Origin of the sequence: Tolumonas osonensis, from assembly GCF_014202415.1 — a bacterium.
GTDB classification, from domain to species: Bacteria; Pseudomonadota; Gammaproteobacteria; order Enterobacterales; family Aeromonadaceae; genus Tolumonas; species Tolumonas osonensis.
Genome location: NZ_JACHGR010000002.1, coordinates 56,753 through 80,194, shown reverse-complemented (window position 1 = coordinate 80,194; position 23,442 = coordinate 56,753). Strand labels below are relative to the sequence as shown.

The following is a 23,442-nucleotide window of genomic DNA, read 5'->3' as shown; positions in this document are numbered from 1 at the left end:
CTGGGGATATCCGATACTCGACAGGAATTATCTTTTCCATAATTTGGAATTAACATTACAGCTTAACTAAATAATCATTCTAACGTGACACCTATCACGGAATATTTATTTATCAGATAATCAGACCTATTTAGACATCCTCCTAATCCACATTAAATTTTAGTCTATATGACATTGGGAATTCTCATGAAAAAACTTATAGCTTCCTTTATGTTATCTATAGCCTCATTTACAAGTTTCGCAGCAGACATGTCAAATGGTGCAGATAACTTTTATAAAAGTGACAAAGTGATTTTGCAGAAAGTTACGTTTAAAAATCAGTACAAAATGGATGTGACTGGTAATTTATTTATGCCTAAAGATACCACCAACGACGCCAAAAAAAAGGCAATCATTGTTGGTCATCCAATGGGGGCAGTTAAAGAGCAAAGTTCTAATCTTTATGCACAAAAACTTGCTGAACAAGGTTTTGTAACCTTGGCTATCGATCTGTCGTTCTGGGGCGAAAGTGCCGGGGAACCTCGTAACGCTGTTTTACCTGATCTCTATGCTGAAGATTTTAGTGCTGCTGTCGATTATTTAGGTACAAGACCATTTGTCGACCGCAATAAAATCGGTGTATTAGGTATTTGCGGGAGCGGCAGTTTTGCCATTAGTGCAGCAAAAATTGATCCTCGCATGAAAGCTATCGCGACCGTCAGCATGTACGATATGGGCGAAGCAAACCGTTCCGGTCTGACTCATTACAAAGAATTTAAACCAATGACTGTTGAAGACCGCAAGGTTATTCTGGCCGAAGCAGCCGAACAACGTTACGTTGAATTCACTGGTGGTAAAACCAAATATACCAGTGGTACAACCCACGAAATAACCAAAGATACCCCAGCTATTCAACGCGAGTTCTATGATTTCTATCGTACTCCTCGAGGAGAATTTACACCGAATGGTTCATCTCCTGAATTAACAACGCATCCAACATTAACGAGTGCAGTCAAATTTGTTAACTTCTACCCTTTCAACGATATTGAAACCATTTCACCTCGCCCTATGCTATTTATCGCAGGCGAAAATGCTCACTCCCGTGAGTTCAGCAATACAGCCTATAAACTCGCTGGTCAGCCTAAAGAGTTATATATTGTTCCAAATGCAGGTCACGTTGATTTATATGATCGTGTTGATTTGATTCCGTTTGCTAAACTGACAGATTTCTTCAGCAAGAATTTATAATTCTTGCCCGACGGATCTGTTTTGTTACGTTAAACAAAGACAGCCAAACAAATTGTTGGCTGTCTTTTTTAACTCATCTTTAGTGTTTCCACCACCATTCTTAGTGCTGGCGAAACATTGCGATGAGGATAATACAGGTGCAATCCGGCAAAACGGTGACTGTAGCGTTTTAACACTCGAATAAGTGTGCCGTGTTCTAAATCCTCAGCCACTAAGTCCTCCGGCACATATGCTAATCCCAGCCCCTTTCTTGCTGCTGACGCTTCCATATAACTATCTGAGAATACCCATTGACCCTGTGGTTTATGCTTTATGAGTTTACCATCCAGCCAGAACTCCCACTGATAAAGGCTGCCATCGGCAAACTGATAGGCAATGCAAGGATGCCCGGCTAAATCCTTTAGCGTTTGCGGAAACCCATAGCGGCTAAAATGTTCAGGAGTAGCCACAGCGACCATCTCGATGTCGGGCGTAATTCGTACAGCAATCATTCCCTCTCCCACATCACCACCCAACCGCACGCCAGCATCAAACTGTTCTGCAATGATATCCACAAAACGACTTTCGCTAATCAACTCCAGCCGAATTTCTGGATAACGTTGGCTGAAAACCGCCAACTTTGGCAACAATACTTTGTCGATTGCGTGCTGACTAGCGTTGATCCTGACTGTACCAGATGGTGTATCCCGGAAATGGGCAAGCATGGATAACCCGTTATCCAGCGTTTGGAAACTGGATTGCGCCGTCCGGTAAAGTTGTTCGCCTGCCTGCGTGAGCGACAATTTACGAGTTGTTCTTGTTAAGAGCTGAACCCCCAAACGCGCTTCCAGATCACGAACTGTGCGACTAATACCTGACTGTGCAACGCCCAGCTTGCTTGCAGCTTTGGTGAAACTGCCTTCTCGTGCAACCAGCATGAATGCATATAAATCGTTGTAGTTTTCGCGGTCTGTCATATTCATTCATTCAAACAAATGCAGACAGCCATTGTAATTCCGCTGCCCGATTTATCGCAATTATTTATAACTAAAAAGCATTAATGTTATCTATTTTCACCATCTAATAATCACGTGTAGTTCTAACTACAATGCATACATCGATTAAAAAACACTCACCACAGAACCAATAACTGGTTTTAACAGGAGTTGAACTATGAACATTTTACCCAAAAAACTGACCACTATCGCTTCTGCCTTATTGTTGGGCGCAGCCTTAACCGGAACTTCCGCTATGACGTATGCTCAAAACATCAATCCTAACGAGCCAGTTTCTATCGTGGCTGAATGGGATAAAACCTTTCCTCAAAGCAATAAAGTCGAACATCGCAAAGTGACCTTTAAAAACCGTTACGGCATTACCCTGGTCGGTGATTTGTATCTCCCCAAAAATCGCGGCAACAATAAACTGGCAGCCATTGCTGTCAGCGGGCCGTTTGGTGCGGTGAAGGAGCAGTCGAGTGGTTTATACGCGCAAACACTGGCAGAACGTGGTTTTATTACGCTGGCGTTTGACCCATCTTATACTGGTGAGAGTGGCGGTGAACCACGCAATGTTGCTTCACCGGACATCAATACCGAAGACTTCAGCGCAGCTGTCGACTTTCTCGGTCTTCAGCAGGAAATCGATCGTAACCGGATTGGTATCCTCGGCATCTGTGGCTGGGGCGGAATGGCATTAAATGCTGTAGCGGCAGATACCCGGGTAAAAGCTGTTGCCACCAGTGTGATGTATGACATGAGTCGTGTGATGGCCAAAGGCTTATTTGACAGCATGACCGCAGAACAACGACATGCGGCGCTTGACCAGATCAGTCAACAACGCTGGTCAGATGCCGAAAACGGCAAGCCAGCTTCGATGGCCGGCGGTTTACCAAATACGCTGCCTGCTGACGCTAACCCGATCATCAAAGAATTTTATGACTATTACAAAGTCCCACGTGGTTTCCATACCCGCTCTGTTAACTCGAATGGCGCATGGACAGCAACCACTGCCCACTCATTTATGAATATTCCGATGATGAGCTATGCAAATGAAATAACTATTCCAGCACTGATAGTGACAGGTGAAAAAGCGCATTCCCGCTATTTTGCTGAAGATGCTTATAAAGCTATTGGCGGCAAAAACAAAGAACTGGTCATTGTGCCGAATGCGAATCATGTGGATTTGTACGACAACCAGGCAGGAAAAATTCCGTTTGACAAATTTGAGCAGTTTTATAAGACAAGCTTGCGATAAGCTCTGTTACTGATTAATTAATTCTTTGTTCGAACGAAATAATTAATTTTCCACAAAAATGAGGGTGAACAATTAAATTGGTCACCCTCATTACTTAAATCATACTACTTCAGATGCTGCTGAATAAACTGATCAACTATCTCTAACATCTCTTTACTCCAGAACGGTGCACCTCCGTGGTCAGCACCATTGATCTGATACATCACCGCATCTTTATTATTTTTCTTGAGCGCATCGAACATCATCACGCTCTGCCCAAACGGCACTAACCGGTCTTTGTTTCCATGAGCGATCAGAATTGGCGGAATTGTTTGATCTTGCGCTACATAATTCATCGGTATGGTTGGTTTTACTTTGTCAGGATTTTCTAAAACATTCACGCCACCCAGAAACATCCCTTCCGGGCTTTTATCTGTGATGTGATCCCAGGTCGAAGGTTCCTTGTTCATCTTGCTGATATCAGTCGGACCATAAAAATCAATGACCGCTTTTAATGAAATCGGGTCTTTATCCTGACCTTCATCATCAAATTTATTCTGATTCACGGTAACAGCCGTCATTAATACGGTATGACCACCGGAAGAATCGCCCCACAATACGATTTTTGACGTATCCGCATTATATTTTTCACCATTTTTTTTCATAAAACGAATGGCGGTCTTGGTGTCTTCAGTTTGCGCAGGGAAACCTGCAACAGCTGAGTGTCTGTATTCGACAATCGCGATGACGTAACCTTTTTTCGCCATTTTGATCAATTGTGGCATGCTATGCATTTCCTGTTTCATCCAAGCTGAACCTTGCACATACACAATTAATGGATATTTCGGAGCAGAAACAGCACCAATCTCTTGTGCTGGTGTGAGGATATTCAGATGTAACGCCATCCCCGATTTTTTCGCATATTCCACATGGGTAAATGCTGTAACATCCGGATCTGAAAAATCAGCCTGAATGACCTTCATGCCATCGGTATAAGATTTACTGACAGGGAATTCAGCCAGTGACATTGGTTTTGGTTCAATCACCTTTGAATGATATAACACAGTCTGCGCGCTTAACATTGTACTCACCCCAAGTAATGATACAGCCAATAAATGATATCGACGCATTGTTATCTCCTTATATTCATAATAAATGTACCCGGCCATGACACAAAAATAATGCCCTTGAAAAATCATACACCTACAGGCTGAATATTAATCCTGAATTACAGCTATTATTAAAATAATGAAATATTTGTTATCACCGACAATTTATCTATAAGATTGTCTTGAAGTAATGAAGAATAAGCCAAGGAAGATGCTTTTCGACATTCATGATGATGCCAGTATCTCCCGCTTATTCGCACTGCATCATCATTACTGACAGCAAGCCAGCATTGAGTTAGATAACCTTCAATCAGATCATCAGGTGCATCCTTTCCGCCCATTCTGGTGGGTACCCATCCAGGATCGACGGCATGACTCAATACATTCGGCCAATACCTTGCAATTGCGAAAGCTAAAGCAGTGGCGAAGAGCTTGCTTTCTGAATAGGCTTCGCTGGCATTCCAAGGTCTCGAATGCCAATCGATATCATGGATATCACCAACACCACTAAAATGCATACTGCTACTGAGGTAAATCAAACGTTCAGGACGTTGTATCAGAGCAGTTAAAAGATAAGGTGCTACCGTATTCACCATGAACGTGCTTGGATAGCCATCAACAATTTCTTTTTTCCCACTCGAAGGATAAACGCCCGCATTATGAATGACAGCGTTCATTCGTCCGATTTGATTCACTTGTTCCGCTACAAGCCGAATATCAGATAATCTGCTTAGATCACCAATCACAACGCCTGCGGCTTGAGGTATTAAATCTTTAACTGCTGCAAGTCGTTCTGGTGATCGGGCATGAAGCACGACCTGATGGCCTTGTTCAATCAGGTTTTGTGCAGTCGCCCGACCAAGCCCTTGTGTGCTACCGGTAATGAATACGAAACTCATCTGTTTAACCTCTCTCAAACACCTGGTTCTAAAGTATAACGCTCCACTTTTGGTGCGGGCTGCTGCGTGTTTTTCTGATAAACGGTATAGCTATATCAGCGAATCTTCATCTCAACAGTATATTTGCCCTTGCGGCAGGCTTCATCGAATCCGGTATCAACATGTCCGAGTTTTATCAGCCCCGGAGAATAAGAGAATGCTTTGCAGAAGATGACGATATTTCCCCAAGGTGCGTAATAGGCAAAATCGCCCTTCGCTGGGGTATATCCATCAGGGGTGCCTTGGGTGCTGATTTTTCTGGATAAATAACTGATCTTTTCAACATTGCCATAGTCATCCCAATCAAGTTGTTGCGGGAGAAGCGTCAGCAGATCGCGGGTTGCGTCATTATCATCTAATACAATTCCAACCTCATGGCCATCAAGCTGAAAGAAAATTTGGGTCATCGCAGTGTCTCCTGGTGCAGCCTGTACAAAATTGGCAATAACGGCAAAAAACACACCTGTCAAACAGCCATGTTTTCTATTTCTTTGATTTAAAAATGCACTGAATCGGAACCGTAACATATTCATATCACTCCTGTTCCAACAAGAGAGCTGACTTATATTGGTAAGTCAGCCATTCTCAATTATACGGATAATGCAGAGACTAAAACTTCTTTAAACGATTTCATTTTTGCAGCATCAGCCCCCATTGCCTCATAAAATGCAATTGGTTGCTGATAATTCATACCAACATATTTTGCACTGGCTTTTAATGGGCTCAGGACTTCATCCATCGTGCATTCAATGATGCCTTCATGCGAATAAGTGAACTCTGCAGCCCCTGCGGTGGCGACAACCTGGAATTGTTTTCCTTTCAACGCAGTACCTTCCGGACCAAACGCCCAGCCATAAGCCCATACCGTATTCATATATGCTTTCAGCATCGGTGTTAAATTGAACCAATGAACCGGAAACATATAAATAACCCGGTCTGCCGCCTCATGCGCAATTTGTTCTGCACGTACATCAAAGTTATTCAAATCATTTCCGTACAAGGATTCTAAATTGCGAACCTCAACGTCAGAAAAAGATCTTGCCGTCTGTTCCAGCGATTTAATCGTATGGGATTGTTCAGGATATGGATGTGATACAACAATCAGAGTTTTCATTGTTAAAACCTTTGAATAAATAAAAAATTAAATTAACCAGCAATACCTTCGACTAAATAGGCATTCCCTTCAGATGCAGCCAACCGATAATCAATAATCGCCTGATATTCTGGCGAGTCATGCCAGGCTTTTGCTTTTTCGATACTGTCAAATTGCAGTATGACTATTTGGCCTTCTGGCACTGTGCCTTCCAAGGCTTCTGCTTTTGCACCATATACAATCCGTTTTCCACCAAATGCCTTATAAGTCTCAGCCACTTTTTCCGCATAAGGTTTCATGCCTTCGGGATTATGGATTTTGACATCAATGATAAAATAAGCTGGTTTGGTCATCGCTTTAACTCCCCTGTTTTCGTTAAGTTTATCCGATTGGATTATTGAGAATTAGATGATGAATAGGATAAAGTTATATAACTAAAAGTTGAAAATAGACTGAGCCTTATGGATACCATCAATCACATCAATGGCATTGTTGCGTTCGTAAAATCGGCTAATCTCGGCAGTTTTACTGCAGCGGCAAAGATACTGGACATCACCCCTGCAGCTGTCAGTAAAAACGTAGCGACGCTGGAGCAAAATCTGGGTATCCGCCTATTTAACCGCACGACTCGTAGCCTGAGTCTGACCGCAGAAGGCGAGCATTTTTTAGCGAATGTTGCCCCTGCTCTCTTATCTCTTGATGAAGCCATTGAAAGCGTCACAACCAATGATGCCAGCCCGGCCGGACTTGTCCGTATATCGGTATCTAATGTGATCGGACGTAAACTGCTGATGCCGGTCATACCGGAATTACTGGCAACCTATCCGGATCTCAGGGTTGAAATTGATTTTGATGATCACATCATTGATTTCGTTAAGGAAGGCTATGACCTTGTGATTAGGGCCGGAAATATCCACGATTCCTCCATGATTTCCAGAGGGTTAGGTGTTCTCAAACGCTGTCTGGTGGCATCACCAACTTATCTGGAAAAATATGGCATTCCACATCATCCGTCTGAATTAACAAGACATCACCTTATCTCCCGCAGATTTCTGGGTAGCCGGATCCAGCCGTGGAAATTCACGCTGCCGGATGATGGTGTATATATGCATGAACCCGTTTCCTCCGTTTTGACGCTGTCTGATCCCGGTACGCTGGTTAACGCTGCATTGGATGGACTCGGCATTGCGGAATCAGCCGTGTATCTCTCGTGGAAATATCTGAAAAGCGGTGACTTGAAATTAGTCTTGTTCGATCAACATGACCCTGGCGATTTCCAGATGATGGTGCAATACCCTCATCGCTCACTGATCGCGCCCAGAGTTAAAGCCTGTGCAGACTTTATTCATCTGGCGCTCAAGGATAAAGAAGAGTTAAATATTCAGCCACAGCAAATGCTGCCGTATTGCGCAACACCTGTTTAAGCAATCACCACCTTTTCAGCTTATGCAGAAACAGAAATAATCAGGCTTCAACTGATGAATAAAAATTAATAACCATAATCCCGGCAAAAATAAGACTGATACCGACCAATGTGGGAATGTTTAGTTTTTCACCAAAAAAGTGCCAACCAACCAGGGTTATCAGCGAAATACCCATCCCGGACCAGATCGCATAAACAACACCAACTGGTATTGATCTTAATGTCAGTGACAAACAGTAAAATGAGATGCCATAGCCCAGCACAACCAGCACAGACGGGCCCAGTTTAGAGAACCCATCGCTTAATTTCAGCGAGGTAGTTGCTATTACCTCTGAGCAAATTGCAATTAATAAAATAATCCACTGATTCATATTAATATAACCAAATAATTAAATTAAAAAATACTCTTGATGGATAAAAATCATCTTTACCTTGAACAAAAATGTTCATGCATTGTACTTTCATGAAAGAATAATCAAAAAAGACAAAGAGAATAATCACATAATGGTGAATTCAGTATTCGCCACAGTGAGATAATCACCGAAACAGCGCATCATCCGTACTCGTAGTGCTGTGATTTGTGACTCTGGCTCATAAGCCTATGCAGTTTTCAGTACTTAATGCCGGAAAGTTGCATCGGTATCATTTCATCTGACATTCCTTTTACGAGTCCATCAGATGCAAACCATTATATTAAACAACGGCGTTGAAATGCCTTTGGCAGGCTTCGGTGTTTTCCAGATGACAGATGCGGCTGAATGCGAACGGGCCGTTATCGATGCAATTGAAACGGGCTACCGGCTTATTGACACCGCCGCTTCCTATCAGAATGAAACGCAGGTCGGCAATGCGATCAAACAAAGCGGGATCGATCGCAAAGAGTTGTTCGTCACCACCAAGCTCTGGCTGCAGGATACCAATTATGAAGGCGCTAAGGCGCAGTTTGAACGCTCTCTTAATCGCCTGAATATGGATTATGTGGATCTGTATTTGATCCATCAGCCGTATGGTGATGTTCATGGCGCATGGCGGGCCATGGAAGAATTGCTGGGCGTGGGACGCATCAGAGCCATCGGCGTCAGTAACTTCCACCCGGATCGTCTGGCTGATCTGATCGCGTTCAACAAAGTGGTACCGGCCGTGAATCAGGTTGAAGTTAACCCGTTTAACCAGCAATTGCATGCGGCACCGTGGATGATGAGCAAAGGCATTCAGCCGGAAGCATGGGCTCCATTTGCTGAAGGTCGTAATGGCCTGTTCCAGAATCCGGTACTAACCCAAATCGGCGAAAAATACGATAAGAGTGTCGGTCAGGTGGTTTTACGCTGGCTGTTCCAGCGCGGGATTGTCTCTCTGGCAAAGACGGTGCGCAAAGAACGGATGGCCGAGAACTTCACTATTTTTGATTTCGAACTGACACAGCAGGAAATAATTCAGATCACGGCAATGGATTCGGCAACGAGCGCCTTTTTCTCACACCGCGATCCGGCGATGGTTGAATGGCTGGCTTATCGCAAACTGGATGTCTGAAGGGAGAAAATCATGAAAATATCTTCGTATGAGTTATTCACGAAACGAATATTTGTCTTTTTGCTGATGACAATTTTTAGCTTCCATGCAATCGCTGACCAGAACAATAAAAAAAGAACATTGGTTGTTTATTTTTCTCAGCCGGAAGATGTCAAACTGGATGGTGTTGACGGAAACTCAGGAGCCAGCCTGTTATCTAAAAACAATCAGCTGTTAGGCAGTACACAATATATCGCGCAACTCATTCAGCAACAGACTGACGGAGAATTATTCCGCATTGAAACAGTAAACACCTACCCTTCTCAGCATGAACCGCTCATCCGGTATGCAGAAAAAGAGAAACAAGATAATGTCAGACCGGCGCTGAAATCAAAAATAAATAACCTGGCTGACTATGATACTGTTTTTATTGGTTACCCCATCTGGTGGTATCAAATGCCAATGGCGTTATACAGCTTTCTGGAACAGCATAATCTGCAAGGAAAAACGATTATTCCGTTCACCACTCACGGCGGCAGTCATTTTTCAGGTTCTATTCAGGAAATCCAGCGTCTCCAACCGGGTGCCAGCGTGATCACGGACGGTCTTGCCATTTCACGGAATGATGTCACCGATGACGATATCGAATCTGAAGTAAAAGACTGGCTGAATGATCTCCCTGCAGTGAAATAATCACGAGCCTTTGTTTTATAAGAACAGGTTATTTATGCGGAAAAAATACATATTCCAGGTAATTCAGGATGTTGTAATGACTGGGATTTTGTTATCCCTGATGGGATATCATCTGTGGGATGAAAGAATCCATGAATTGCTTGGTGTTATTTTCGCCATGTTCCTGCTGTTGCATAACGGATTGAATCTTCATTGGTTTGAAAAGTTATTTCAGACGGAATATACGGCATTCCGCATACTGCAAGTGACGATAAATCTATTGCTTCTGCTGGTTGTTTTATCGGCAATATTAAGCGGGATAATGCTCTCACAGCACCTGTTCCCCAACCTGGCCATACATAACGCCTCAGATCTTGTCAGAAAAACGCATATGGCCAGTGTTCACTGGGGGCACCTGCTTATTTCCCTGCATTTAGGGCTGCACTGGAAAATGCTGGCTGATTTTTTCTGTAAGATACTCCGCCTTTCTCCCGCATCGTTATTTGCAAATCGGGTAATGCCGATCATCTTTTCAATGATTGGATTCTACGGGTTATCCGTTTTCATTCATCGGGAGATAGCGTCTTATCTGTTCCTGCAAACGGATTTTTCATTCTTTGATTTTGAAGAATATAAGACCCTTTTTTATGCCGATTTTTTGGCAATGACGATCTTCATGGCTTATTTGACCCGCTGTTTATTATGGTTGTTTATTTTCAGAAATCATGCAGGGAAAACAGCCATGTGATTGCTGAATTTCATTCATAAGCCTATTGCTAAATCAGATTATTGTTGAATATGTCATCAGGCCATACGATTCATATTACCTATTAGTTAGTGCTGCAACCGTTTGTTATTTCTTTGATTGTCTGCATAACATTCTGAAAGGATAAATATGACGTCTTCACTAAAATCATTGCTACTGCTGACCGCGAGTACCGCTTGTTTTTCTGTTTCGGCTGCACCGCAAACAAATTCTGCAGAAAATAAAACCGCAGACTGGATGGAAAAAGTTACCGACGAACAATATGGCGTACTGAAACCAGCGCCGGCACCAACGCAACCGTCCCGCGCCCAGCAATTGATGGGAGAAACCGCTCCCAAACTCGCGGAGCTGACCGATAACGTTCTTTATAACGATATTTGAGAGCGCCCGGATCAACTTCGATCACATCTGAATCTTGCCCTCGAGAACGGGGTTACACGTTCAGAAATATCTGAAGAAATCACCCATTTAGCCTTGGTTGTGGCACATCCCAATGGTTGCGTAAAAGAACAAGTCGCAAGCTTATATGCACAACGATTAGCTGAAAATGGCTATATCACCATTACCGCTGATGCAGCCTATCAGGGCGGCAGTGGTGGCACTCCACGTTACGTTGATTAACCAGCCATTACTCATGATCGCCGGTGATAAGGCTGATACCCTTTATAGGACTGAAAGCGCCTTCCCTCTGGCAACGAACGCCAAAGAGAAAGAGCTATTCTTAATTAAAGACGCGACACATATTGAAACGTATTGGAAACCAGAATACGTCAATCAGGCCATCGGAAAATTAACGTCTTTCTATGGGAAAAATATTTAATTTTAAAAGGGATCTCTGTCATTCTACCGACTCAAAAAAAATCAATCCATTTGAAGCCATATTGATTGAATGATCTAAACTAAAGTTTTGATCGTAATTTGCTTTGAACTTCATACATCGCCGGCACCATTTCCGCCGGCTTAAGGAGAGCAAATGATTGCTTTAGTTGAAGTCTACAACGGGTTGCGTGGTATCTATTGATGGCACATACACTTGTAGATAGTTTTATTCAATATTTTGAACAATTTTCTCAAGACAAGCTCCAGCACATGGATGATCTGTTTTCAGAAAATTTCATTTTTGTTGATCCGGTACAACAAATATCCGGATTAGCGCCTTATCAGCGCTATCTTGCATCCCTCTATGAAAACACGAAATCGTGTGTTTTCACCGTCCAACAATGTGATGTAGCAGATTCTTCCGCTTGGATTGTGTGGAAAATGGATTGTGTGCACGCTCGCCTGAATCGCGGGCGTGCATTTCAGCTAGAAGGCGTGACGCACCTCAAATTTGATCATCGAATCACCTATCAGCGGGATTATTACGATCTTGGCGCAATGGTTTATGAAAATATTCCTTTTCTGCGGCGAGTCATTTTCTGGCTAAAAAATCGGATGATGCAATCATGAAAATTCTAATTACTGGCGCAAGTTCGGGATTAGGTTTGCAGCTTGCACAAGATTATCTGCTTGAGAAACATCAGGTGTTCGCTTGCGGACGCAACGCTGAAAAACTCGCCAACCATTTTCAGCACAGTGATGCATCAACGCTCGTGTTTGATTCCACCAACAAAGAGCAAACTGATGCAACATTGGCCTGCGTAGAAACGCTCGATTTGCTGATTCTAAATGCTGGAACATGCCGGTATGTCGACAATCCAATGCAGTTGGATGCTACGTTGTTTACTGATGTTTTTTCAACCAATGTCACCGGATCATTGAATGTTTTAGCCGCTTGTCTGCCCAAAATGAAACCTGGTAGCCAGCTCGTTTTTATCAGTTCTGCTGCCTCACGCTTACCGCTTCCCCGTGCTGAGGCATATGGCGCGTCAAAAGCAGCGATTGATTATCTCGCTCAAACACTAGAAATCAGTCTGGTCCCAAAAGGAATTGCATGTTCACTCGTACAACCGGGTTTCATTGATACGCCGCTGACACAAAAAAATGATTTTCCGATGCCATGGCTGATGTCTGTTGCTGAGGCTTCTCAAAAAATCAGACGAGGCATCGCTCGTCGGCAGCGATTGATTCGATTCCCATGGTCATTGCATCTTTGTTTTTCCCTGTTACACATGCTACCGCATTCGTTATGGGCTTCACTGGCGCGTCAATTCATTAACCGGACTTAGGATAACTTCATGAATATCGCAATTATTGGAAGTGGCATTTCAGGACTAACATGCGGTTATCTACTGCATCAGCAACATCAGATTACCTTGTTTGAAGCCAATGATTACATTGGCGGCCATACGCATACCGTCGATGTTCAACGTCATGATCAAGTGTGGCCGGTTGATACAGGATTCATCGTTTTTAATGATCGAACTTACCCACTGTTCCTGACTTTACTGAAAAAACTGAACATTACCCCACAGCCAACAGAGATGAGCTTCTCTGTTCGCGATCTGATTACGGGTCTTGAATACAATGGCCATGACCTCAACACGCTATTTGCACAACGCCGTAATTTGTTCAGACCTTCGTTCTATCGATTAATCTCCGAAATTCTGAGATTTAACCGCTTAACTAAAACCGATCTGGCAAATAACACGATATCGAAAGAACAAACCCTGAGCGAATATCTGTCTCAACACCATTTCTCAGATGATTTTTGTGATCATTATATCTTGCCGATGGGCGCTGCCATTTGGTCAGCATCATTGGCTGATATGCGCCAGTTCCCAGTGTTCTTTTTTCTGCGATTTTTCAACAATCATGGGCTGTTGTCGATTGCAAACCGGCCACAATGGTATGTGATTCCCGGCGGTTCTCGTGAATACATCGCACCACTCACCCAAAGCTGGCACAGCCACATTCATCTTTCTGAACCGGTACAGAAAGTTCAGCGCTTTTCAAATCATGTCGCAATTCAGACGCAACATGCTGAGTATCAATTCGATGTGGTAATTTTTGCTTGTCACAGTGATCAGGCTTTATCTTTGTTGGCTGATCCAAGTAATGACGAACGTGAGATCCTCGGGGCAATTGGCTATCGGACGAATCAGGTAACACTGCACAACGATCTTAATTTGTTACCGAAAGCTGATTTGGCGCATGCTTCGTGGAACTATCTGCTCGGTGATGATCAGGAAATGCCGGCCATCGTGACTTATGACATGAATCGGTTGCAATCACTCACAGCACCAGAGCGATTCTGCGTCACACTCAATACGAACACCATGTCACCTGAAAGCGTGATTCAACAGTTCACTTACAGTCATCCGTTTTACACACAACAAGCTATTGCCGCACAACAAAAACGTTCCGCTATCTGTGGTCACAACAGAACCCATTTCTGCGGTGCCTATTGGTACAACGGCTTTCATGAAGATGGTGTCAGAAGTGCGAATGATGTATGCAAGCGCTTTGGAGCAACGCTATGACGATTGCCAACAGTGCTTTTTACACAGGCGTTATACGACATCGCCGCTTTCACCCAAAGCAACATCGCTTTGCCTATAGCTGTTATATGACAGCGATTGACCCAGATGAATTGCATGATCTGGCAAATACCGCGCGCTGGTTTGGAGTGAACCGGTTTGCGCCTGTGAGCTGGTATCGGCGCGATTTCATCCGTTCACAACCTGCAACATTGCCGCTGCGTGAAGCGGTGTGGTTACAGCTCAATGCATGTGGCGGTACACTCCAACCTTCAGAGCAAGGCCGTGTATTGCAGCTCGCAAATCTTCGCAATTTCGGCATTCATTTCAGTCCAGTAAATTTTTATTTCGCGTTTGATCGCACCGATCAACTCTGTTATTTACTAGCTGAAGTCACAAACACCCCATGGCTGGAACAACACTTTTATCTGGTTGATTTACGTCAGCCTGAACCGAATGAAAAAGTGTTTCCTGTATCGCCATTTATGCATCTGGATATGCAGTATCAATGGCGTATCAAATACAGCCAGAAACAGATTTTGATCAACATAGAAAACCACACTGACAAAAAAATATTCGATGCCACGCTGCAGCTTCAACATCAGCCATTTGAGCAAAAATTCGGATATTTTCTGTTGCGCTACTGGCCTGCGATGACGTTAAAAATCATTGGCGGCATCTATTGGCAGGCACTACGTTTATTCCTCAAAGGTGTCCCTTTTTTCGGACATCTGACTCAGAAGGGCAAAACAGATGGAAGTTGAAAAAACAGCATCAGCAGATCTTGTACTTCCTGTTACTCATCGCTGGTTCAAATCGTTGATTGTGAAATCATTAGCCCAGCTAAAACAGGGGCATTTACTGATTCGTGATCAAGACGAAACACTACTTTTTGGTCAGCCAGACAGCCATCCTTCTGCCATTCTGGAAGTTCACCACAGCCAATTTTACATGCGGCTGTTTACCTCCGGTTCAAATGGTGCAGCCGATTCATTTATTGATGGCGATTGGAGTACCCCCGATTTAACAGCGCTACTTGAATTATTTGCGGCCAATATGCCGATGCTTGATGCGATTGAACGCTCCAGTTTGTTATTACTTACGCCATTCCGGTTTTGGCGGCAGTTCCGTAACCGAAACAACCTCTCGGGCTCGAAACGAAATATTTTGGCGCATTACGATATCAGTAACGAATTTTATCAACTGATTCTCGACGAGCGGATGCAATATTCGAGTGGTATCTATACAACCGATGATTGTTCTTTGGCGGAAGCTCAGACACAAAAGCTACATCGAATTTGCCAGCAATTAGAACTCTCTCCCGCTGATCATTTGCTGGAAATCGGCACCGGCTGGGGCGGCCTTGCGATTTTTGCAGCCTCAGAATATGGTTGTCGTGTCACAACAACGACGATCTCCGATGCCCAGTATGTGATTGCACAACAACGCATTCTCGATGCTGGCTTGTCAGATAAAGTCACACTGTTAAAACAAGACTACCGAACACTCACTGGGCAATATGACAAATTAGTATCGGTCGAAATGATCGAAGCCGTTGGTCATGACTTTTTACCTGATTACTTTCGACGTTTAGGTCGTTTGATCCGCCCCGGTGGTCGGTTGTTACTGCAAGCAATCACGATTGATGATCGCCGTTACGACAGCTACCGGAAGGGCCAGGACTTTATTCAGGAACGCATTTTCCCCGGCGGTTGCCTGCCCTCATTGACGGAAATTGTCCGGCATCTCAAAGATCAAACACACCTACAAGTCACAGGTGTTTATGACTTCGCGCAAAGCTATGCCAGAACACTTTCCGACTGGCGGAGTCGCTTTGAACAGCGATGGTCGCAGATCCAATCACTCGGTTTTGATGATGTTTTTTATCGCCTGTGGCTATTTTATTTTTGCTACTGCGAAGCTGGTTTTAAACAACGCACGATCAGTGTAATTCAGCTTGATGCGTTACAACCGCTATCGTTCTCACCTGAAGGAGCATGAAGATGAAACTGATTCACAATGTTTGTCGTGTCTCCGGCACGATTCTGATTGCCTGTGGTTCATTACTGGCCGGATGTTCACAAACAACGGAAGATTATGCGAATACCCAACCGCAAATCGACGTTCAACAGTTCTTCAGTGGTCCACTCAAAGCTTACGGATTAGTGAAAGACTACAGTGGGAAAGTTACCGAACGCTTTCACGTCGACATGAGCGGTACATGGACAAAGGATGCGACAGGCACTTTGATTGAACACTTCGTCTATGCGGATGGTCGTAAAGAACAAAGAACCTGGTATCTGCAGAAAGCCGGCAATTATTATATTGGTACCGCTGCTGATATCGATGGTGAAGCAATTGGCAATCAACAAGGTTTTACCTTGAATTGGCACTATCGTATGAACCTCAAACTCAAAGATGGCTCAACCGTGAAGGTGAAATTTAACGACTGGATGTATTTGCTTGATGAACGGCGTTTGATCAACCACGCTGAAATTACCAAATTTGGCTTTAAAGTCGGTGAAGTCGTTCTCTACATTGAGAAAATCTAAAGCCGGTTTTATGCAGCCCCTAGTATTTGGCTAATCAAATGCCAGAGGCTGTTGAACCAGCGCCCGGATGTGGCCCACGCCACGGTCAACGGCCTGATGCATAAAAGAGATCATTTCATTTTTATCAGCAGGCTTATCACCAAAGCTCATTCGCATGCATCCAAGACCTAATGCGAAGACTTACAGATGCAGCATGAAATAATTATGCAGAGATATTTCATAGAACAATTGAATGTTATTCATGAATCATGAATATTTATCTGGGAAAAATGGTGCTGGTTATGCATCAGGCTTTATCTTTCAGAATAACATTTCACCCATGTAATTCTTTTTCAAATAACCCTCAAACATGCGTGATCCATATCACACTGACACTTCCGTTCAAAATTAAATTTATTTTCAAAACACAATTAACCAATTGAATTTATTGAAATAAATCAAGCTTCAATTATTTATGCATTTATAACATAACAAAAAAAATAAATAGAATTTCAATCAGTTAGATACCACTGCTAATTTTTTAACAACGAAAACATACATCTCCACAACACACATAAGCAGAAGGTAAATAACATGGTTCTTAAAGCTAATTATGAAAACGATGCCGGCACAAGAAAATCAATGTCTCACGAAGAACTGGGCACTATCCCTCATATGCCTTTTGAAGAATACAAAGAGAAATGTAAAGATTTTCTCACCATGACTCGTAAAAACGGCATTTTGGAAGCCCGTCTGCACACGAACGGCGACAGCCTGCAATGGTGTGCACAAGCTCACCAGGGCCTTCACTACTTCTTTGACTGGGCAGGTCGCGATCCGGAAAACGAAGTCATCATTTTAGGTGGCACCGGCAAGGATTTATTCAAAGGCATCGGCCGTGTTGATAAAAAAGGTGAATGGCAACCAGCCACTGAATTTGGTTCAGCGCCTGATATCGCCTGGCGTATGTACGAGTATCAATACTTAGACGGCACCAAAGATATTGAAGGCCAGGTATTTGATATTCAGGTTCCTACCATCGGTGTTTGGAACGGTGCTGCATTCCATACAGATTTAGTGCTGTTCAGCGATATTACTCTATGTACCGAAGATGCATGGACCACTGAAATGCACTTCAGAACCAATATGGTTCCCGGTGACGGTATCCAAATCGCATGGCGTGAACTGATGGGCCGTAAACGTTATGCCTATGCTGAATTAACCGGTGAAATCATCACTGCGCGTAAGGCACTGGACTTAGGGATGGTCAATGAAATCTGTGAAGACACCGAAGCAGCCTATGCGCGTGCCCAGGAAATCGCAGAACTGATTATCCGCACCGGTACCCGAGTTACCCGTCGTTTAACCGTTCAACAACTGCGTAAACCATGGAAAGAAGACATCGCCAATGAATTGCGCAATGCGTTCTCGACAGAAATGTATGTCACCGCAACCGAGCACTCTCCGCACGAAATTAGTTTCTGGCAAGATGCACACGCAGAAGCTGAATTGGTTAAAGCAGCTGAAAAACAAGGAAAAGTAGTTCGCCCACGCATTGGCGGCGGCCAGTTTGAAGACGAAATTAAATAAACGACTGCCACGTTTGTTTGATTTTTCTTCCGGGTCAGGCGATGTTGACGGCTATCGCCTGACCCGAACTTAGAGACCAAAAGTCTGAGCGAGGGTCATCACCATGAATACAGGCGACAACGTTATCATCTCCGCAGCACTTACCGGCGCTGTAACACCGAAAGATATTAATGAACACATTCCCCTGACACCTGAAGAAATTGCGGCGGATGCCTATGCCTGCTGGAAAAAAGGCGCAGCGGTTGTTCATCTGCATATGCGCGATGATGAGGGTATGGGCACCATGGATAAGCGTAAATTTGAAGAAACCATCCGCTTGATCCGCAGCCATGAAGACTGCGATGTCATTATCAACTGCACTACTTCCGGCGATCATCGTGCCTCCGACCAACAACGGATGGAACACGTATCCACACTCAATGGCATCGAAATAGCCTCCTGGGATGCCGGTTCGTTTAACTGGATGCCGGGCGGTGTTTTCATGAACTCACCGCAATTTCTCGGCAAACTGGCCGAAACATTCCTGAACCGCGACATTAAGCCGGAAATTGAAATCTTCGATAGCGGCATGTTAGGTGTGGCGAATTATTTTGCCGAAAAAGGCGTCATCAAAACACCGATGCATTTCCAATTCTGTCTGGGCGTACCTGGCGGTATGGCGGCAACGGTTGAAAATCTTTTATATCTGGTGAATCACATTCCTGCCGATGCGACATGGTCTGCATTCGGGATCGGGAAACACCACCTGCCTATCATGTATGCGGCGCTGGCGTTGGGTGGACACATCCGTGTCGGGCTGGAAGACAACGTTTACTTCAGTAAAGGCGTACCGGCCACGAATCCGCAACTGGTTGCCCGTGCAGCGGAAGCTATCACCTTACAAGGTAAAAAGGTTGCAACACCGGCTGAGGCTCGCCGTTTGCTGAACTTACCGCCGCTGAAAATACCAGTGCCATCCCCTGCTCTGGCCATGTCGCATTAACCGGCTGATCGCTCAAACCGAAACCCATTCAGGAAAAGACTATGAAAGAAGCAGTTATCGTATCGGCTGCCCGTACGCCGATTGGTAAGTGCCGGGGTTTGCTTGCCCCGGTGCCGGCCCATATTTTGGGCGCTACCGCAGTCAAAGAAGCCGTAAAACGCGCACAAATTGATCCGGAAATGATCGACGACGTTATTTTCGCTAATTTAATGAACAGCGAAATCAATAACATGGGCAGAATGGTGTCATTAGAGGCAGGGCTTCCTGTTTCTGTTCCAGGCATCACGCTTGATCGCCAGTGCGCCGCCTCGCTAAATGCACTGGCGTATGGTGCCATTCAAATCATGGCCGGGTTTGCTCAAACCATTGTTGTCGGAGGCGTTGAAAGTGACTCCCGCCGGACATGGTGCCTGGAAAAAACCGATTCGGCCTATTCCGTACAGCCACCCAAATTCGTGGATATTCACACCTCCCCTGACCGCTTGGGTAATCCATCCATGGGGATCACGGCTGAGAATATTGCCAAACGTTATTCCTTAACCCGGGATGAACTCGACTCCTTTTCGGTCAGAAGCCATCACTTCGCGACCAAAGCATGGGATGCCAGACGCTTTGATGAACAGCTAATTCCTGTTTCTTACAAAGACAGAAAACAGCAGGACATCGTGATTGAGCGGGATGAATCGGTTCGCCCGGATTGCACGATAGAAAGCCTCGCGGCTTTACGTCCCTGCTTTCTTAAAGATGGCATCGTGACCGCCGGGAACAGCTCGCCAATGAGTGATGGCGCAGGCGCTCTGGTTCTGATGGAACGCTCTCAGGCCGAAACCATGCGTTTACCGATTCTGGCGGTATTCCGCGGTTACTCGGTTGCTGGCGTTGATCCGAACTACATGGGGCTTGGGCCGATACCGGCTACGCAAAAACTTCTGAAGCAGACTGGTTTGACAGTCGATGACATCGACCTGTGGGAGCTCAACGAAGCGTTCGCAGCACAGTCGATTGCCTGTATGCGGGATATCGGTATGGATCCGGCGCGCGTCAATCCGAATGGCGGCGCGATTGCACTGGGACATCCACTGGCAGGCAGCGGCGCCATTCTGGCGACCAAGGCAGTTTATGAAATGCAGCGCAGCAAACTGAACAATGCCGTGATCACGTTCTGTGTCGGTGGTGGTCAGGGTGTCGCCGTCTTACTGTCGAGGGATTAATCATGGCAGATAAATACACCAGCAAAGAACAGATCGTCCGTCTGTTTAAAGATGGACAAACCATCATGTGCGGCGGATTTGCCAATCACGGCGTTCCGAACAAGCTCATTGATTGCATCCTTGAAAGCGGCGCACGTCATCTGACGCTCATTTCAAATGACTCAGGTGATGCCGATCTTACCATCGGACGCCTTATCCGCAACGGCGTTGTCGATAAGCTGATTGCATCACACATCGGCCGGAATACCGACACGATCCAACTGGTTGAAGAAGGGAAAATCGATCTCGAACTGGTGCCGCAAGGCAGCCTCGCCGAGCGGATCCGCTGTGGCGGTTCAGGTCTGGGCGGCGTTTTGACCAAAACCGGTCTGGGAACCGTGGTTGAGAAAGGCAAACAGGTCATTTCGGTTGATAACGAAGAATACCTGCTGGAAACCGCGTTACGTGCTGACATCGGCCTGGTACGGGCCAGAACCAGCGATCCGCTGGGTAACCTGACCTATCACGGCACCATGCAAAATTTCAATCCGCTGGTCGCTAAAGCCAGTGCCATCACCCTTGTTGATGCAGATATGCATGTCGACATTGGCGAGCTCTCGATTGATAGCATCGTCACCCCCGGTGCATATGTCGATTTCGTACTGGCAGCAGAGGAGTCAGATCATGAACGCGCGTGATCGTATTGCAAAACAAGCCGCCGCTTATTTTTCACCCGGCGATGTGGTCAATCTCGGCATTGGTATTCCCAGTCTTTGCGGCGATTACGCGGCCCCCGGTGTGATGTTTCATACCGAAAACGGGCTGGTCGGTGTCGGTTCCCTGTGTGATGGCATGTTGGCGGTGGAAGGATTTTCGAATGCTACCGCGATGCGCTTCATCCCGGTTCCCGGTGCCAGCGCCTTTGATAGCGCCGAATCCTTTGGTTTGGTTCGCTCCGGCAAGCTGGCCGCCACGGTGCTGGGCGCACTGCAGGTCGCAGAAAATGGCGATCTTGCCAACTGGGCTCAGCCCGGACGCGTCTTCGGCATGGGCGGCGCCATGGATCTCGTCAACGGTGCCCGCAAAGTCATTATCGCGATGGAGTTAACGAGCAAACAGGGCAAACCCAAGATTGTGAAGTCCTGCGATTTCCCTTTGACCGGAAAAGCCTGCGTTGACCATATCGTCACCGAACAGTGCGTGATCGACGTGACACGTGACGGTCTGGTGCTGGTTGCCCTGTTAGAAGGACTCACGCCCGAAGACATTCAGAAGCAGATCGAACCACGGTTAATTGTTGCTGATCATCTGGCCACAATCCCGGTTTAACACGAACGACAACACGGAATTAATCATTATGGCGAGATAGTCACGGCAGATGTGAAAGGCGTAACTGCAGTGTAGTGCTGTTGTACGGGTTACGACTCCAGCAATGAGTCCTTGATGAAAGCGCGCTCTCTAAGGGGTAAACCTTATGACAAACAACGCTACGCTCGATAAAACAGCGGAATATGCTGACTTCGAAACCCAGAAGACCGGATTCGGCGTCAGAGGCTGGTCAATCATTGCATTCCAGGCCGTCATGTTCTGGGTGGCAGCAGGTGCCATCACACACGGCCTGAATGTTACGCTTCCCGCATTGTCCAAAACGTATAACCTTGACTACAACACGCTCCTGGCGCTGGCAACCCCGGCGTCATGGGCTTCCATTCCTGCCGGGCCAGTTACCGCCTGGTTGTGCGAGAAAAAAGGCGCGAAGTTCAACATCATCCTCTGTCTGCTTGCGTGTGGATTATGTTTCGGCCTGCTCGGCTATGCCAGCTCGCTCCTCAGCTTCTCCCTTCTGTTCGCCGGTGTCTGCTTTTTCGGTACCGGCTTTGCGTATGTCGGCGGTACCTCCATCGTCACTAGCTGGTTCGTCAGAAAAGCCGGTCTGGCGCTGGGCTGGTGCACCGTGGGTCAAACCTTCTCCAGTGCGTTTTTCGTCCCTGCTCTGGCCGCTTCATTTGCCATTATGGGCGTTCAGCACGGGTTCTGGGGGATCGCCAGCATGATGTTTGTCCTGGCAATCGTCACCACGCTGTTTATTCATAACAAACCGGAAGATATCGGATTAGCGCCCGACAACGAACGGATCACGCCGGCGCAGTTAGCTGAACGACAGAAACAACATGACGCCTATCAATGCCCGCTGACCGTAGCACAAATATTACGCATGAAAGATGTGTGGCTGATGGGGATCGCGACCGGCGCCATCTACGTCATGCTGGTTGGTGTGGTAAGTCAGATTGTACCCCGCCTGATGTCATCCGGTTACTCTCTGGAAACCGCGATCTTCTACATGTCTGCTTCTGCGCTGTTCGGAACCTTTGGCGCCTTCGGCTGGGGTTGGCTCAATCAGCGGATCGGCGTCAAAAAAGCCATCATGACTTACACCGTCTGGTGGATCGTCGCCATCGTGGTCAATCTGTTTGCAGATAACGTCTATATGCTCTGGATCTCGCTGCTGATGATTGGCTTCAGCCTGCCAGGCGCGACGAACTTAAGTACCGCACTGATTGCTACCAAATTCCCCCGTCGTCTCTATATCCGTGCGATTGGTATTGTCCATCCGATCCAATCCATTATCCGCTGCTTCTCATTCTCAATCCTCGCTTTCGGATTGGCCTATCTGGGCGGATATACCGGCGCCTATCTCTTATTGGCAGCGGTCGGTGTCGTCACCCTCCTCCTGTTTCTCATCACAGATGTCACGCCTGTCGATGAACACAACCTTTAA

27 protein-coding genes are annotated in these 23,442 nt (G+C 45.6%); 20 read left to right on the top strand and 7 right to left on the bottom strand.

Translation table 11 applies throughout. The features are described from left to right. Positions 1-186: 186 nt before the first annotated feature. Entirely contained in the window at positions 187-1,227 is a 1,041-nt protein-coding gene (locus HNR75_RS02785; RefSeq protein WP_188025506.1) for an alpha/beta hydrolase, read from the top strand. Between the two features lie 68 nt (positions 1,228-1,295). Here HNR75_RS02785 and HNR75_RS02780 read toward each other — a convergent pair whose 3' ends face one another. Continuing rightward, positions 1,296-2,183: a LysR family transcriptional regulator gene (locus tag HNR75_RS02780; RefSeq protein ID WP_188025505.1), complete on the bottom strand. Its 888-nt coding sequence runs from the start codon at positions 2,181-2,183 to the stop codon at positions 1,296-1,298. Between the two features lie 196 nt (positions 2,184-2,379). Between HNR75_RS02780 and HNR75_RS02775 the strand changes: the two genes are divergently transcribed. Continuing rightward, entirely contained in the window at positions 2,380-3,462 is a 1,083-nt protein-coding gene (locus HNR75_RS02775; protein ID WP_188025504.1) for an alpha/beta hydrolase, read from the top strand. A 104-nt stretch (positions 3,463-3,566) separates the two neighbouring features. On the opposite strand, the gene HNR75_RS02770 is transcribed toward HNR75_RS02775, so the two are convergent. From HNR75_RS02770 to HNR75_RS02750, 5 genes are all read right to left on the bottom strand, one after another. Continuing rightward, the gene (locus HNR75_RS02770) at positions 3,567-4,571 is read right to left on the bottom strand and encodes an alpha/beta hydrolase (protein ID WP_223157740.1); all 1,005 of its coding nucleotides are present in this window, start codon (positions 4,569-4,571) and stop codon (positions 3,567-3,569) included. A gap of 110 nt (positions 4,572-4,681) precedes the next feature. Continuing rightward, complete coding sequence (locus tag HNR75_RS02765; RefSeq protein ID WP_188025503.1) at positions 4,682-5,449, bottom strand: SDR family NAD(P)-dependent oxidoreductase; 768 nt, start codon at positions 5,447-5,449, stop codon at positions 4,682-4,684. Between the two features lie 95 nt (positions 5,450-5,544). Next, positions 5,545-6,021, bottom strand: a complete 477-nt coding sequence (locus HNR75_RS02760) for a cyclophilin-like fold protein (RefSeq protein WP_246358712.1) — start codon at positions 6,019-6,021, stop codon at positions 5,545-5,547. Between the two features lie 56 nt (positions 6,022-6,077). Beyond that, positions 6,078-6,602, bottom strand: a complete 525-nt coding sequence (locus tag HNR75_RS02755) for an NAD(P)H-dependent oxidoreductase (RefSeq protein WP_188025502.1) — start codon at positions 6,600-6,602, stop codon at positions 6,078-6,080. 32 nt (positions 6,603-6,634) lie between these two features. Continuing rightward, positions 6,635-6,934, bottom strand: coding sequence for a DUF1330 domain-containing protein (locus HNR75_RS02750; RefSeq protein ID WP_188025501.1), 300 nt, complete (start codon positions 6,932-6,934; stop codon positions 6,635-6,637). 108 nt (positions 6,935-7,042) lie between these two features. Here HNR75_RS02750 and HNR75_RS02745 point away from each other — a divergent pair, with 108 nt between their 5' ends. After that, the gene (locus HNR75_RS02745; protein ID WP_188025500.1) at positions 7,043-8,005 is read left to right on the top strand and encodes a LysR family transcriptional regulator; all 963 of its coding nucleotides are present in this window, start codon (positions 7,043-7,045) and stop codon (positions 8,003-8,005) included. Positions 8,006-8,045: 40 nt separating this feature from the next. On the opposite strand, the gene HNR75_RS02740 is transcribed toward HNR75_RS02745, so the two are convergent. After that, positions 8,046-8,375 carry a DMT family transporter gene (locus HNR75_RS02740; protein ID WP_188025499.1) on the bottom strand — a complete coding sequence of 110 codons (330 nt, stop codon included), beginning with the start codon at positions 8,373-8,375 and terminating at the stop codon, positions 8,046-8,048. 307 nt (positions 8,376-8,682) lie between these two features. On the opposite strand from HNR75_RS02740, the gene HNR75_RS02735 reads away from it, so the two are divergent. The 17 genes from HNR75_RS02735 (at position 8,683) to HNR75_RS02655 (ending at position 23,442) form a co-directional block, all read left to right on the top strand. Next, positions 8,683-9,534 (top strand): aldo/keto reductase, encoded by an 852-nt coding sequence (locus tag HNR75_RS02735; protein ID WP_188025498.1) that lies wholly within the window; start codon positions 8,683-8,685, stop codon positions 9,532-9,534. A gap of 12 nt (positions 9,535-9,546) precedes the next feature. Beyond that, positions 9,547-10,206 (top strand): flavodoxin, encoded by a 660-nt coding sequence (locus HNR75_RS02730; RefSeq protein ID WP_188025497.1) that lies wholly within the window; start codon positions 9,547-9,549, stop codon positions 10,204-10,206. Between the two features lie 76 nt (positions 10,207-10,282). Continuing rightward, a complete protein-coding gene (locus HNR75_RS02725; RefSeq protein ID WP_223157739.1) occupies positions 10,283-10,933 on the top strand; it encodes a DUF4405 domain-containing protein in 651 nt (216 codons plus the stop codon). 147 nt (positions 10,934-11,080) lie between these two features. Then, the gene (locus HNR75_RS15445; RefSeq protein ID WP_223157738.1) at positions 11,081-11,332 is read left to right on the top strand and encodes a hypothetical protein; all 252 of its coding nucleotides are present in this window, start codon (positions 11,081-11,083) and stop codon (positions 11,330-11,332) included. 166 nt (positions 11,333-11,498) lie between these two features. After that, entirely contained in the window at positions 11,499-11,771 is a 273-nt protein-coding gene (locus HNR75_RS02715; RefSeq protein ID WP_223157737.1) for an alpha/beta hydrolase family protein, read from the top strand. Between the two features lie 200 nt (positions 11,772-11,971). Continuing rightward, on the top strand, positions 11,972-12,400 hold the full coding sequence (locus tag HNR75_RS02710; RefSeq protein WP_188025495.1) for a nuclear transport factor 2 family protein: 429 nt from the start codon (positions 11,972-11,974) through the stop codon (positions 12,398-12,400). Continuing rightward, positions 12,397-13,119 (top strand): SDR family NAD(P)-dependent oxidoreductase, encoded by a 723-nt coding sequence (locus HNR75_RS02705; RefSeq protein WP_223157736.1) that lies wholly within the window; start codon positions 12,397-12,399, stop codon positions 13,117-13,119. Before HNR75_RS02710 ends, HNR75_RS02705 begins: the two co-directional genes overlap by 4 nt. Before the next feature lie 9 nt (positions 13,120-13,128). Further along, positions 13,129-14,373, top strand: a complete 1,245-nt coding sequence (locus HNR75_RS02700; RefSeq protein ID WP_188025494.1) for an NAD(P)/FAD-dependent oxidoreductase — start codon at positions 13,129-13,131, stop codon at positions 14,371-14,373. Beyond that, a complete protein-coding gene (locus HNR75_RS02695; protein ID WP_188025493.1) occupies positions 14,370-15,134 on the top strand; it encodes a DUF1365 domain-containing protein in 765 nt (254 codons plus the stop codon). The genes HNR75_RS02700 and HNR75_RS02695 overlap by 4 nt, the downstream gene beginning before the upstream one ends. Further along, entirely contained in the window at positions 15,124-16,371 is a 1,248-nt protein-coding gene (locus tag HNR75_RS02690; RefSeq protein WP_188025492.1) for an SAM-dependent methyltransferase, read from the top strand. The genes HNR75_RS02695 and HNR75_RS02690 overlap by 11 nt, the downstream gene beginning before the upstream one ends. Before the next feature lie 2 nt (positions 16,372-16,373). After that, entirely contained in the window at positions 16,374-16,922 is a 549-nt protein-coding gene (locus HNR75_RS02685; protein ID WP_188025491.1) for a DUF3833 domain-containing protein, read from the top strand. 573 nt (positions 16,923-17,495) lie between these two features. Further along, positions 17,496-18,491: an enoyl-CoA hydratase/isomerase family protein gene (locus tag HNR75_RS02680; protein WP_188025490.1), complete on the top strand. Its 996-nt coding sequence runs from the start codon at positions 17,496-17,498 to the stop codon at positions 18,489-18,491. Positions 18,492-18,594: 103 nt separating this feature from the next. Continuing rightward, positions 18,595-19,473, top strand: coding sequence for a beta-keto acid cleavage family enzyme (locus HNR75_RS02675; protein WP_188025489.1), 879 nt, complete (start codon positions 18,595-18,597; stop codon positions 19,471-19,473). Positions 19,474-19,514: 41 nt separating this feature from the next. Then, positions 19,515-20,684, top strand: coding sequence for a thiolase family protein (locus HNR75_RS02670; protein WP_188025488.1), 1,170 nt, complete (start codon positions 19,515-19,517; stop codon positions 20,682-20,684). Positions 20,685-20,686: 2 nt separating this feature from the next. Next, a complete protein-coding gene (locus HNR75_RS02665) occupies positions 20,687-21,361 on the top strand; it encodes a 3-oxoacid CoA-transferase subunit A (protein ID WP_188025487.1) in 675 nt (224 codons plus the stop codon). Beyond that, positions 21,312-21,992, top strand: a complete 681-nt coding sequence (locus tag HNR75_RS02660) for a CoA-transferase (protein ID WP_223157735.1) — start codon at positions 21,312-21,314, stop codon at positions 21,990-21,992. Before HNR75_RS02665 ends, HNR75_RS02660 begins: the two co-directional genes overlap by 50 nt. A 145-nt stretch (positions 21,993-22,137) precedes the next feature. Beyond that, positions 22,138-23,442 carry an MFS transporter gene (locus tag HNR75_RS02655; protein ID WP_188025486.1) on the top strand — a complete coding sequence of 435 codons (1,305 nt, stop codon included), beginning with the start codon at positions 22,138-22,140 and terminating at the stop codon, positions 23,440-23,442.